11 protein-coding genes are annotated in these 11,698 nt (G+C 69.9%); 6 read left to right on the plus strand and 5 right to left on the minus strand.

The features are described 5' to 3' along the window. Positions 1-2 precede the first annotated feature (2 nt). Positions 3-752, minus strand: a complete 750-nt coding sequence (locus C8K36_RS01125) for an SDR family oxidoreductase (RefSeq protein ID WP_107982626.1) — start codon at positions 750-752, stop codon at positions 3-5. Positions 753-1,073: 321 nt separating this feature from the next. Here C8K36_RS01125 and C8K36_RS01130 point away from each other — a divergent pair, with 321 nt between their 5' ends. After that, positions 1,074-2,372 carry an ROK family protein gene (locus C8K36_RS01130; RefSeq protein ID WP_107982627.1) on the plus strand — a complete coding sequence of 433 codons (1,299 nt, stop codon included), beginning with the start codon at positions 1,074-1,076 and terminating at the stop codon, positions 2,370-2,372. Positions 2,373-2,391: 19 nt separating this feature from the next. Here C8K36_RS01130 and C8K36_RS01135 read toward each other — a convergent pair whose 3' ends face one another. Genes C8K36_RS01135 through C8K36_RS01150 form a run of 4 tightly spaced genes read right to left on the minus strand, consistent with a single transcriptional unit; the run spans position 2,392 to position 6,822 of the window. After that, complete coding sequence (locus tag C8K36_RS01135) at positions 2,392-3,645, minus strand: Tat pathway signal protein (protein WP_107982628.1); 1,254 nt, start codon at positions 3,643-3,645, stop codon at positions 2,392-2,394. Further along, positions 3,642-4,955, minus strand: a complete 1,314-nt coding sequence (locus C8K36_RS01140; RefSeq protein WP_107982629.1) for a lipase family protein — start codon at positions 4,953-4,955, stop codon at positions 3,642-3,644. The genes C8K36_RS01135 and C8K36_RS01140 overlap by 4 nt, the downstream gene beginning before the upstream one ends. A gap of 19 nt (positions 4,956-4,974) precedes the next feature. Further along, the gene (locus C8K36_RS01145; protein WP_107982630.1) at positions 4,975-5,994 is read right to left on the minus strand and encodes a tocopherol cyclase family protein; all 1,020 of its coding nucleotides are present in this window, start codon (positions 5,992-5,994) and stop codon (positions 4,975-4,977) included. Between the two features lie 54 nt (positions 5,995-6,048). Continuing rightward, positions 6,049-6,822 (minus strand): PIG-L family deacetylase, encoded by a 774-nt coding sequence (locus C8K36_RS01150; protein WP_107982631.1) that lies wholly within the window; start codon positions 6,820-6,822, stop codon positions 6,049-6,051. A gap of 117 nt (positions 6,823-6,939) precedes the next feature. Here C8K36_RS01150 and C8K36_RS01155 point away from each other — a divergent pair, with 117 nt between their 5' ends. The 5 genes from C8K36_RS01155 to C8K36_RS01175 all read left to right on the plus strand — a co-directional run bounded on the left by C8K36_RS01155 (position 6,940) and on the right by C8K36_RS01175 (position 11,692). Further along, positions 6,940-8,127, plus strand: a complete 1,188-nt coding sequence (locus C8K36_RS01155) for an MFS transporter (RefSeq protein WP_107982632.1) — start codon at positions 6,940-6,942, stop codon at positions 8,125-8,127. Between the two features lie 22 nt (positions 8,128-8,149). Continuing rightward, positions 8,150-9,031 (plus strand): alpha/beta fold hydrolase, encoded by an 882-nt coding sequence (locus C8K36_RS01160; protein WP_107982633.1) that lies wholly within the window; start codon positions 8,150-8,152, stop codon positions 9,029-9,031. A gap of 25 nt (positions 9,032-9,056) precedes the next feature. Next, positions 9,057-10,391 carry a D-inositol-3-phosphate glycosyltransferase gene (gene mshA, locus C8K36_RS01165; protein WP_107982634.1) on the plus strand — a complete coding sequence of 445 codons (1,335 nt, stop codon included), beginning with the start codon at positions 9,057-9,059 and terminating at the stop codon, positions 10,389-10,391. Further along, positions 10,388-10,942, plus strand: a complete 555-nt coding sequence (locus tag C8K36_RS01170) for a YbjN domain-containing protein (RefSeq protein ID WP_107982635.1) — start codon at positions 10,388-10,390, stop codon at positions 10,940-10,942. The genes mshA and C8K36_RS01170 overlap by 4 nt, the downstream gene beginning before the upstream one ends. Positions 10,943-11,362: 420 nt before the next feature. Beyond that, on the plus strand, positions 11,363-11,692 hold the full coding sequence (locus C8K36_RS01175) for a transglycosylase family protein (protein ID WP_107982636.1): 330 nt from the start codon (positions 11,363-11,365) through the stop codon (positions 11,690-11,692). The last annotated feature ends 6 nt before the right edge of the window (positions 11,693-11,698 follow it).

The raw sequence follows: 11,698 nt of genomic DNA on the forward strand, positions 1-11,698 counted from the left end.
GATTAGCCGGTCGTGCGGTTGAATCGTCCGGTATCGGCCTGGTCGCGCGGCTTGACGATGATCTGGTCCAGGTTGACGTGCGGCGGGCGCGACGCGACAAACCCGATGATCTCCGCGATGTCCTGCGCGATCAGCGGGGTGATGCCCTCGTAGACCTTGGCCGCGCGCTCGGTGTCGCCGTCGAACCGCACCAGCGAGAACTCGGTCTCCACCGCGCCCGGCGCGATCTCCGTGAGCCGCACCGGCTTGCCGAGCAGTTCGCCGCGGAGCGTGCGGTGCAGAACGGCCTGCGCGTGCTTGGCCGACGTGTAGCCGGAACCGTTGTCGTACGCGGTGAACGCCGCCACCGACGTGACGGTGACGATCAGTCCGTCGCCGGACGCGATGAGCTTGGGTAGCAGCGCCTTGGTGACGCGCAGCGTGCCGAGGACGTTCGTCTCCCACATCCACCGCCAGTCGTCGAGGTCCGCCTCCAGCACCGGGGCCATGCCCTTCGCGCCGCCGGCGTTGTTGACGAGCATGTCGACCCGGGGGAGAACCGCGCAGAACGCGTCGACGGAGTCCTCGTCGGTGACGTCCAACTCGAGGGCGGTGCCGCCGATCTCCGCCGCGATCGCCTCGAGCCGATCGACCCGGCGCGCACCGAGTACGACGTGAAACCCCTGGCCGGCGAGGGTGCGGGCGGTGGCCTCGCCGATTCCGGAGCTCGCTCCGGTGACGACGGCGACGCGGGTGTCCTGTGGCAGGCTCATGACCCGATCGTAGTGCCGACACCCCCGCGTCATCGGGGACGGGCGGCCCTGGCGGCGTGCGGGATGCTAGCTTGATCGTCATGTCGTCCGGCGCCACCTCCGCTCCGCGGGTCACCTATGTGACCGCTGCGTTGGGTTCTCGGCTGCCGCACCCGCGGGAACTCTGTTGTCCCTGCCGTCTCTCACGCCGCTAGTTCCGCGCTGCTCGCACCGTAGTTCCGTGCCTCTCCTCCGACGTTCCCGTCGGTAGAGATCGACGTCGGCAGCGCGTCTCACAGACCGTGTCGACATCCGTCCCTCGGGACGAGGCAAGGACATGCCATGCTCACCGCAGCACCCCCCGTCACCGGAAGATCCGTGACCGCACGCACCTCCAGTACCCGCACCGTTCGTAGTTCGCCCCGGCCCGTGACCCGCTCGCGGATCGTCCCGCCGACCCTGGGTATCGCCGACGGCCCCGCCGCCGCAGTGTTCCGGGTGGCCGCCGCCGGTGGCCCCATCTCCCGGGACGAGGCCACTCGCGCAACGGGATCGAGCATCGCGACCGTCAACCGGCACGTGTCGGCGATGATCGCGGCGGGCCTGCTCCGCGAGCGGCCCGACCTCGTCGCGGCCGGCGCGGTCGGACGGCCTCGCGTCCCGTTCGAGGTGGACCACGACTCCCATCTGACCGTCGGCATCCACATCGGCGCCGTCGTCACCAGCGTCATCACCGCCGACCTGCGCGGCCGCATCCTCGGTGCCGTCGAGATCCCCACGCCGCGTGGGGCATCCGATGCCGCCCTCGCGACCATCACCGCCAGCGCGCGCGGATTCGCGGCCCGCTGGCACCGCCGCAGGCCGCTGTGGGTGGGTGTCGCGATCGGTGGCCGCGTCGAACCGGAGACCGGTTTGGTGGACCATCCGCGCCTCGGTTGGATGGGCGCCCGCGTCGGGGACGTCGTCGGCGCGGGTTTCGGCCTGCCCGTCTCGGTGGCCGCGCACGTCGAGGCGATGGCCGCGTCCGAACTGCTGCTCACCCCGCAGCGCGCCGAGAGTGCCGAGACGCGGGGCGGCGGCCTGTACTTCTACGCCCGCGAAACCGTCGGCCTGGCACTGACACTCGACGGCAAGGTGCACACGCCCACGGCCGGACCGGGTTCGATCGCGCACCTGCCGACTGTCTCGGACGCGCGGTGCGATTGCGGTGCTGTGGGGTGCCTCGAGGCGGCCGTCAGTGACCGCGGAGTGCTGCTTGCGGCGCGGCGGGCTGGCGTCCTGCCGGCGGACGGCCCGTTGCCCCCGATCGCGGTGGTCTTCCGTGCAGCGCGATCGGGATCGACTGCAGCGCAGGAGATTCTCGTGGAGCGGGCGCGCACGCTGGGGCGGGCGGTGGCGATGCTGCGCGACCTGTTCAACCCTGACCGGGTGATCCTGGGTGGGCAGGCGTTCACCGACTATCCGGAGGCCGCACCGCACGTCGCGCGGGCGCTGTCGGAGGCGTCGCGTGTTGCGGGCGCCGACGTGCGCATCACGGGGTTCGGCAACCGCGTGCAGGAGCACGCGGCGGGAGTGGTGTCGCTCAGCTCGCTGTACTCGAATCCGCTGGCCGCGATGCGGAAGGCCACCGTTCGGGTGTGACCCTCCGCATCGCGTGCGGTCAGAAGTATTGAGCCTGCGTGGTCCGGGCCATGGACAGCAGCATTTGCGGCAGTCGCGCCAGCGCACGCTGGTCGCCGATCTGCTGTTCCATCGGCTTGGACAGCGTCGCGTGCCACAGGTCGGGCTGAGTCTCCTTGAGAGCTCGGTACTTCGGCAACATCTGCTCGGTGATGTAGGTCCATCGCGAGTCGCGGTCCGACCAGTTGAACGCCGGAAGCGGGGTCTGCAGGCGCCACTGCGGGCCCTCGGCGTCGGCGCCGGTGAGGTGTCCGGCGGTAAGCACCAGCGGATCCGCCTCGCGCGGCGGAACGACACCGGGGATCGCGGGATCGGCCGCGACCGTGCTCAGGTAGGTCAGCGCCCGGCCCACCGGCCCCTTGTAATTGCGGGCGGTGTCCCACTGCGCACCGATCGACTGGTACTGCTCGCGGTAGAGCAGGTCGGTGTTGCCCTCGACGACCTTGTCGGGGTCGCCGGTGTCGATGCTCGTCCAGGCCCGGTAGGCATTTTCGTCGATCAGGCCGGCGTCGTGGTACTCGTCGATCGCGGTCATGCCGCCGGCGAGGTACGCCTCGTGCTGCGGAATCAGGTCCATGAAGATGTGCTTGCTCATCGCGATGACTTGCGTCTGGAAGTGCGCGATATCGTCGGCGGTGATGACCGCACCCACCTCGAGCACCGCCTGCACATCGGCGGGCAGGTTGGTGGTGGCCGGCGCCGCGGCGGTGTCGAGGGCGCCGACGATGGTGGCGATCGTGTCCCGCACCGCGTGCACGTCGAGCACGACGCGTCCGAGATCGACGTCCATGATGCCCGCGGCGAACGACGGCCCGGCCATGCCGCCCTGCCCGGTCCACAGGAAATTCGGGTTCTCGAGTTGTAGACGTTCGTAGTAGCGGAATGTGTTGGCGAGGTTCTGCTCGTTCGCGGCGAGGCCCCGGTTCGCGTCCCAGTTGTTCAGATCCAGGCCCGCCTTCCGGGTGGCCGTCGCCAGCCAGAACTGTTGCAGCAGAGCCTTGTACCGCGTCGGCTCGACGCCCTGGACGCGCGCGTGGTCGAGCAGTGCGCCCAGCTCGTCCGGGTTGGTCGAGAACGACGGGTTGACGCCGCCGTTGGCCTCGGCATTCTCGTTCGACAGCGGGGCGTCCAGGTATCCGTCGAGTTTCGTGTCGAGCGCGGGATCGGCGGTGGCGACCGCTGTAGGAACGAACAGGAGGGCGGCGGCGAGTGCGCCGGTGAGTAATTTCCTCATCGTGTGGTCTCCTCGAATTTGCCGACGAACCAGTCGACGTTCTGCATGCCGAGCAGTTCGGTGCCCACTCGGTAGGGGTTGGTCAGGATGTCGGTGACGCCGCACCGGCTGGGGTCGACCGTGACGTCGGTGCCGCCGGCTCGGTAGGCCGCGATCAGGTTCTCGACGTCGGAGTAGGGGACGAGGAAGTCGTCCCGGCACGAGGTGAGGAGGACCGGCGCCTTCGGGGCCTGCTGACCCATCCGGTTGTCCGCGTATGCGCGGGCGAAGACCGGATTGTCGGCCGGACGGCCGTGCGTGTACAGCGCGCTGAGCGGGAGGAAGGGCATCATCAGGTATGTCTGCTGGCATGTGCGGTTGAAGACGTCGGCGATCTGCTTGCCGAGCGGGGTGAGTTCCGCGTCGAGGTCGATCTCGGGGTAGCGGGCCGCGTAGCCGAGCGAGTTCGCGAACACGAAGCCCGCGCCGATCCCGGCGTCCGCCTTGCGTTCGAACGTGGCGCTGTCGATCACCATCGCCTGCAGCACCGTGCCTACGACGTTGAGTTCGGGTGCGTACGTCGCCTGCTTCTCGGCGGCGAAACCGGCCGCGACGCCACCGCCGGCGATGCCGTAGATGCCGATCGGGATGTCCCGCTCGAATCCGGCGTCGGGCAGTGCGATCGCGGCGCGCAGGCCGTCGAGCGTTGCGGCACCGGAGAACTGGCCGATCGAGAACCCGTTGGGTGCGGAATCGCCGTCGTTGGCCGTGTCACTCATCATGACGGCCCAGCCGTTGCCGAACATCTGCGCGACGGGTCCCAGCGCGGAGAACAGTGACGGATCGTCCTGGTCGCCGCCGGTCCACTGCGTGCTCGGCATGCAGCCGGGTCCGAGGCTGTCGTTGGCCTCGGAGTAGCCGATGAGCTTGCGGTCCTGCGGGCCGGTGCCGTCGTCCGGGATCATGAGCATGCCGGTGCTCACGACGCGAGAGCCGTCGAAATCCGTTGTGACGTACATGAGTTGGTAGCCGCGCACGTGCGCGGGCTGGACGCCGTACACCTGGACGGTCGCCGGACGGGCCTTGAGCAGCGTGCCCGGGGCGAGGCCGGCGACGGGCGGGGCCTGGTACCACGCGTCGGTGGTGGGGTGGCGGGGCTGCCACTGCTCCGGGGGAGCGATCCGGCCGTCCTGCAAGGTGCTGACGACGAACGGGCCGAACACCTCGTTCATGTCCACCGTGTCCGGTGCGGCCGCCGCGGTCGGCGTGCCGACCAGCAGGGCCGCCGCGGCGACCGCGGTCACCGCGAGTGTCGATCGAAGCCTGCGCAAGGATCCCCCCTCGAATTCTTCAGTTCTGTGTGTCCCCGTCCGCGCGTTCGCGCCGCCGGAGTTCGTCGTGCGCCCGAGAGATCCCACCCCACTCGAGCCCCGCCAGGTGTGATGCACCCGACAGGCAACATCGGCCATTGTTACTCACCGTTACAGACAACTTGCCGCCGAGGTGCTCCAGAGCGCCCGGCATGTTGCGGCGTTCGGCGGGCAACGGCACCGGAAGGACGTGCGCGTCGCCGCGCCGGGCCTCGCCCCGAATCTCGACCGACCAGCGGCGGCTACCCCCACTGAGCAGCCAGGATTCGTCGTCCACCTCTGCCCGCACCGGGGAGACGACCGGGTTGCCCACCCGGATCACCGTGCCGTCGGGTAGCGCCACGACCACCGCGGTCACCTCGGTGCGCAGCGGTCCGGCCGTGACGATGCCGCCCGCGAACGCGACGCACACCCGGGGGTCGTCGAACCCCTGCGCCTGACCCCACCACCAGGCATCCGGGAAACCGCCCCGGCCCCAGTTCTTCTCGCCGTACACCTGGGCGCCGTCGAGGTCCCACCGTTCGCCGTCGACGTCGGCCCAGCCCTCCACGCGGCCACCGAGCAGCCACGGGTGCCAGTACTGGTTGAGCGCCGGGACGGTGTGGAAGCCGCTGGAACCGCCGAACCGTCGTCGGGGCCACTCGAACCGGTCGGTGATCCGCGCATCGATCCGCGCGCCGGGGCCGAGGTCGACCCGCAGTCGATCCCGCGTGCCGTGGAAGGCGTCGCCCGCGAACGCGCCCAGATCGTCCGGATCGGCGCCGGCGACGGGATGCGCTGCGGTGCGCAGGAATCCGCCCGGATGCGCGCCCATGCCGAGCGTCGCCCACTGGCCGTCGGCGGCGCGGTTGATCCCCGCGAGGGCGATCAGCACCCGCCCGGTGTCGCGTTGGGTGAACCGCCAGAAATACCCCTCCATCGCGACGTCGTGCGCCGCGAGCGGGTTGCCGAACGGCACGTCGGCGCCGGTCCGTCGATAGCGCGCGAGGAGCCCGGGCATGTCGCGATGCTAGGTCGGGCCCCCGCCTATCCGCAGGAGGTTCACGTTTTTCGGCTACAGGGGTAGTGCCGTTTCCGCCAGGCCGGTCGGTGCGCCGCGGCGCCGGAACCACTCCTGGCCGAATGCGGCCTGCAGTAGTTCGTCGGGCATCTGCAGGAACGGTCCGAAGTCGCCGATCTGCGTCTCGTGCGCGAGCATCGCGGCGCGTTTCGCGGCGAGCGCTGCCGTGACGTCGACGACGGTCGTGATCTCGTCGTCGGACAGCCCGAAGGTGTCGAAGTCGGGAGGTGTGGCCTCCTCGCTCCACCCCGGGTTGGCGGCCATCATGCGCCTGATGTGGTCGCGGCTGACGGCGGCCTCGTACACGTGCGGCACGTTCGCCAGTTCGGCCGCGCGCACGCCGACGTGGTGGACCTGCACGTGATCGGGGTGGCCGTACCCGCCGTTGGGGTCGTAGATCGTCAGTACGTCGGCGGCTTCCTCGTCGAGGATCGCCGCCAGGCGTGCCGCCGCGGTCTCGATGTCGATGTTGCAGAAGGCATCGGGATTCGCGTTCTCGGGCGTGCCCGCCATACCCGAATCGGCATAGTGGAGCATCACCACCCGGTGGGCGCCGAGTGCGTCGGTCGACGCCTCGAGCTCGCGGCGGCGGCGCTGGGCGAGCGTCTCGCCGTCGGCGAGCAGGCCGGCCGGCACCTCGCCGAGTGCCCCGTCGGTGGCGGTGACCACCACGACGCGGTGCCCGGCATCGGCCGCCTGGCGCATCACTCCGCCGGTCACGAAGACCTCGTCGTCGGGATGGGCGTGGAAACACACCAGAACACTCATGCGGAGAATGCTTACACGCCGATCGAGCTCACAGGCAAGGTGCGAGACTTTGTCGGACAACTGGTTACCGGCCGGCGCGCTGCGCCCAGTCGTGGATGCGTCAGGAGACACCGGCACATGATCGGGACCTACCGGGAGATCTTCTCCGCTCGCGGATCCGCCGCGTTCTCCGCCGCCGGGTTCGTCGCGCGCCTGCCGATCGCGATGGTGGGTATCGGCATCGTGACGATGCTGTCCGAACTGCGCGGCGACTACGGAGTGGCAGGCGCGCTCTCGGCGGTGTTCGCCCTCGCGTATGCGTGCATCACGCCCCTCGTGTCCCGGGCCGCCGACCGGTACGGACAGCGGCGCGTGCTGCCGGCGGCGTCGGCGATCAGTGCCGTCGCGCTGGCCGCGATGTTGCTGTGCGTGCGCCTCGAGACGCCCGACTTCGTGCTGTTCCTGCTGGCCGTCCCCGCCGGCTGCATGCCGACGATCGGCGCGATGGTCCGCGCCCGGTGGACCGCGCTGTACCGCGGGCAGCCGCAGCTGCGCACGGCGTTCGCGTTCGAGTCCGTCCTCGACGAGGTCTGTTTCATCGCAGGCCCGGTGGTCTCGGTGGGTCTGTCGGTGTCGGTGTTCCCCGAGGCCGGCCCGCTGGTGGCGCTGATCCTCCTCGTCGTCGGCACGTTCGCCCTCGTCGCGCAGGGCAGCACCGAACCGGCGGTGGCAGACCGGGGTGCACACGGCGGCCCGTCGGTGGTCCGGAACCCGGCGATCTGGGCGCTGGTGGCAGTGATGCTCGCGATGGGCACGATCTTCGGCACCGTCGACGTCACGAGCATCGCGTTCGCGACCGATCAGGGCACCCGCGCCGCCGCGACCATTGCGCTGGCGCTGTTCGCGGGCGGGTCCGCGCTGGCCGGCATCGTGTTCGGCGCCATGCGACCCGGTTCGGCGCTGCGCCGCCAACTGGTGTTCGCGACCGTTGCGGTCGCGGTCCTGGTGTGGCCGCTCCTGTTCGTCGGTTCGATATCGACCCTGACCGCGGCCCTCGCGCTCGCCGGCATCTCGGTGGCCCCGACCCTGATCATCGCCACGACACTCGTCGAAACGGTCGTCCCGCATCACAAGCTCACCGAGGGCATCACGTGGACGGTGACCGGACTCGGGGTCGGCGTCGCGCTCGGCTCGGCACTGGCCGGACAGATGATCGACCACTTCGGCACGCGAGCCGGGTTCGCGGTGGCGGTCGGCGCGGGCGCGATGGCGATGATCGTCGCGTCGGCTGCTTACCTCGTGCACCGCGCGCGCAGCACCCCCTGACCGCTGCCCCTAGGGTGGCCGCATGGCCATCCGTGAAGCAGTCGGTGCCGACGGCACCACCCTCGTCTATCGAACGTTCGGTAACCCGGATGCCCGACCGCTCGTCCTGATCCACGGCTGGGCCCAGTCGTCGCGGTGTTGGGGCGACGACGTCCTGGGCGCCCTGTCCGCGCAGTACCGGGTGATCGCCGTCGATCTACGTGGGCACGGCTACTCGGACGTCCCGGCCGCGGGCTACGACGACTCCGCGAACTGGGCATCGGACGTCGACGCGGTTTTGACCGCCGAGCGGATCTCCTCGGGCGCGGTGCTACTGGGCTGGTCGTACGGCGGACTCGTGATCTGCGACTACCTCGCCGCGCACGGAACCGGCGCCGTCGACGGGGTGGTGTTCGTGGGTGCGATCACGAGCATCGGCCGCGGCGAGGCCGGCGGCGCGGTCGGCTCGGCGATGAAGGCTGCAATCCCCGCCGCGATGGCCGAGGACCCCGACGTCGCCGTCCGGGCGCTGGGTAGCTTCGAAACCGCCCTGACCGGTCCGATCGGCGACGACGCAGGTAAGGGTGCGTGGTCGCAGGCGCTGTTCGGGGCCAGCCTCGCCACGCCGCCGCGGGTCCGGTCGGCGCTCTTCCGGCGGGCCGTCGGCCACGACGACCTGCTGCGCAGCCTCGACGTCCCGGCCCTGGTGCTGCACGGCACCGCCGACACCGTCGTCGACGTCTCCGCCGGTGAGCACGCTGCGGCGTTGATCCCGCGCGCGACGGCGTCGTATTGGGAAGGCGGCGGGCACGGCGCGTTCATCGAGGATCCGGCGCGGTTCGTCGCCGAGGTCGGTGCCTTCCTGGTGGACGTCGACGGGGGCGTCCCGGTCGGCGAGAACACTGCAGGCGTAATTACCCCATGACACAGCGACAGGGCAGTATGGACGCGTGACACCCAAGCACAACGCGACGCCCCGACGGGTCGCCGTTCTCTCCGTACACACGTCGCCGCTGGCTCAGCCGGGCACCGGCGACGCGGGTGGAATGAACGTGTACGTGCTGCAGACCGCGATCCAACTCGCGAGGCGGGGCGTCGAGGTCGACATCTTCACGCGCGCGACGTCGTCGGCCGCTCCGGCGGTGCAGGACGCGGCGCCGGGTGTTCACGTCCGCAACGTCGCGGCGGGCCCGTACGAGGGGCTCGACAAGCATGAGTTGCCCACGCAGTTGTGCGCGTTCGCCGCGGGGGTGCTGCGCGAGGAGGTGCGGCACGAGCCCGGCTACTACGACCTGGTCCACTCGCACTACTGGTTGTCCGGGCAGGTCGGCTGGCTGGCCCGCGACCGGTGGGGCGTTCCCCTGGTGCACACCGCGCACACCCTGGCGGCGGTGAAGAATGCCTCGCTCGCGGAGGGCGACACCCCCGAACCTGCGGCCCGGCAGATCGGTGAGCAGCAGGTTGTCGCGGAGGCCGACCGGCTGACCGCCAACACTGCGGACGAGGCCGCGCAGCTCACCGCGATCTACGGCGCGTCGGCCGACAAGGTCGACATCGTCGCGCCGGGTGCCGACCTGTCGCGCTACCGGCCCGGCGATCGTCTCGCGGCCCGCACGGCGCTGGGGCTCGACCCGTCCGAGACGATCGTGACGTTCGTCGGACGGATCCAGCCGCTCAAGGCGCCCGACGTGCTGCTGCGCGCAGCGGCCGAGGTGGCCGCGCGACGCCCTGACCTGCCGCTGCGCGTCCTCGTCGTGGGCGGCCCCTCCGGTACGGGCCTCGAGCGGCCGGACTCCCTGATCGAACTGGCCGGCGCGCTGGGGATCACCGCGCGCGTGACGTTCCTGCCTCCGCAGCCGCCCGAGAAGCTCGCCGACGTCTACCGTGCATCGGATCTCGTTGCGGTGCCCAGCTATTCGGAGTCCTTCGGCCTGGTCGCGATCGAGGCGCAGGCGTGCGGAACGCCGGTCATCGCCGCGGATGTCGGCGGGCTGGGTGTGGCTGTGCGGGACGGGCAGACCGGTCTCCTCGTGCAGGGGCACCGGATCGACGACTGGGCGACGGCGCTGGAATCGCTTGTCGCCGTGCCGGACCGCCTGGACGAGCTGGCCGCGCGAGCGCCGCGGCACGCCGAGAACTTCTCGTGGGAGCACACCGCGGACGCGCTGCTCGCGAGCTATCGGTCCGCGACCGCGATGTACCACCGAGCCGAAGGCGGGGAACTCTGGCAACGTAGGCCGCGAGGATTGTGGAAGTTGCGTCGGACGAGCGGAGTGCGGGCGTGAGCGAACAAGAACCGACGGCGGACGTCGTCGCGGGGGTCATCGACGCGGCGCTGACGGAGCGCGAACTCGACTACACCCGTCAGGGCGAGAACCAGTTCGTCGTGGAACTGCCCGGCGAGCACAAGCTCAAGACGACGACGCTGCTGACGGTCGGCAACCACGGCGTCCGGGTCGAGGCGTTCGTGTGCCGCAAGCCCGACGAGAACTTCGAGGGCGTCTACAAGTACCTGCTGCGCCGCAATCGCCGGTTGTACGGGGCGTACTACACGATCGACAAGGTCGGCGACATCTATCTCGTCGGCCGCATTTCGGGGTACGCGGTGACCGGTGCGGAACTGGACCGCGTGTTGGGTTCGATCCTCGAGGCCGCGGACGGCGACTTCAACATGCTGCTCGAGCTGGGATTCGCGTCGTCCATCAGGCGCGAGTGGGCCTGGCGAGTATCGCGGGGTGAATCGCTCGCGAACCTGGAGCCGTTCAAACACCTCGTCGAGGGGGCCGAAGAGACTGCGAGTGGGCCCGGTTGGGCTGTCGATCCGGGGAATCACTGACGTTTCACGTCGCGTCCGGCCGTTATCCGACCGAGATTTCGTGACCCCGTTCACGAATCTTCTATGACCTGAGTCACATAACAGCTATGCAACGACGCGGGTAGTTCCCGTGGATTCCTTGCGCCTGAGCTGCGACTTCAGCCAGTTCAAGGCTCTTTTTTCGTACGGGCGTCTCACAAAATCGACCCGTGACCTTTCCGTGATCGGTGCCTACGGTTGTAACCAGCACGAGACGAACGAACTCGAGCAGGTAACACCGTAAGAGAGCAAGACTCCGACCCGCCGCCGCCGGCTCTGCCCCGCGGGATCGGACCAGCAAGACCTTCGAGGGGCAGAAGCGAGGCCCAACTCAGAGCCCGGATCGATGTCATTTCGTCCGCAGGCCGCCTCGCCCGCAATACGGAGAGGATCCACCCCCCCATGGCTAAGTTCAACATCAAGCGCACCATCGGTACCGTCGCCGCCACCGCAGCCCTCGTCGCCGCCCCGTTCGCGATGAGCGTCGGCACCGCCAACGCCGCGTCCGGCGACTGGGACGCCGTCGCGCAGTGCGAGAGCAGCGGCAACTGGGCCGCGAACACCGGCAACGGCTTCTACGGCGGCCTGCAGTTCACGCAGAGCACCTGGAGCTCCTTCGGTGGCTCGGGCTCGGCGCATCAGAACTCCCGCGAGGAGCAGATCCGCGTCGCCGAGAATGTCCTGGCCGGTCAGGGCCGCGGTGCATGGCCCGTGTGCGGTCAGTACCTCTGATTTCGA

It is taken from the genome of Rhodococcus sp. OK519 (assembly GCF_003051005.1).
GTDB lineage: Bacteria > Actinomycetota > Actinomycetes > Mycobacteriales > Mycobacteriaceae > Prescottella.

Excerpts from the sequence above, each read along its gene's own strand:
- C8K36_RS01125 (WP_107982626.1), bottom strand. The coding sequence starts at position 752 with ATGAGCCTGCCACAGGACACCCGCGTCGCCGTCGTCACCGGAGCGAGC.
- C8K36_RS01130 (WP_107982627.1), top strand. The coding sequence starts at position 1,074 with ATGCTCACCGCAGCACCCCCCGTCACCGGAAGATCCGTGACCGCACGC.
- C8K36_RS01135 (WP_107982628.1), bottom strand. The coding sequence starts at position 3,645 with ATGAGGAAATTACTCACCGGCGCACTCGCCGCCGCCCTCCTGTTCGTT.
- C8K36_RS01145 (WP_107982630.1), bottom strand. The coding sequence starts at position 5,994 with ATGCCCGGGCTCCTCGCGCGCTATCGACGGACCGGCGCCGACGTGCCG.
- C8K36_RS01150 (WP_107982631.1), bottom strand. The coding sequence starts at position 6,822 with ATGAGTGTTCTGGTGTGTTTCCACGCCCATCCCGACGACGAGGTCTTC.
- C8K36_RS01155 (WP_107982632.1), top strand. The coding sequence starts at position 6,940 with ATGATCGGGACCTACCGGGAGATCTTCTCCGCTCGCGGATCCGCCGCG.
- C8K36_RS01160 (WP_107982633.1), top strand. The coding sequence starts at position 8,150 with ATGGCCATCCGTGAAGCAGTCGGTGCCGACGGCACCACCCTCGTCTAT.
- C8K36_RS01175 (WP_107982636.1), top strand. The coding sequence starts at position 11,363 with ATGGCTAAGTTCAACATCAAGCGCACCATCGGTACCGTCGCCGCCACC.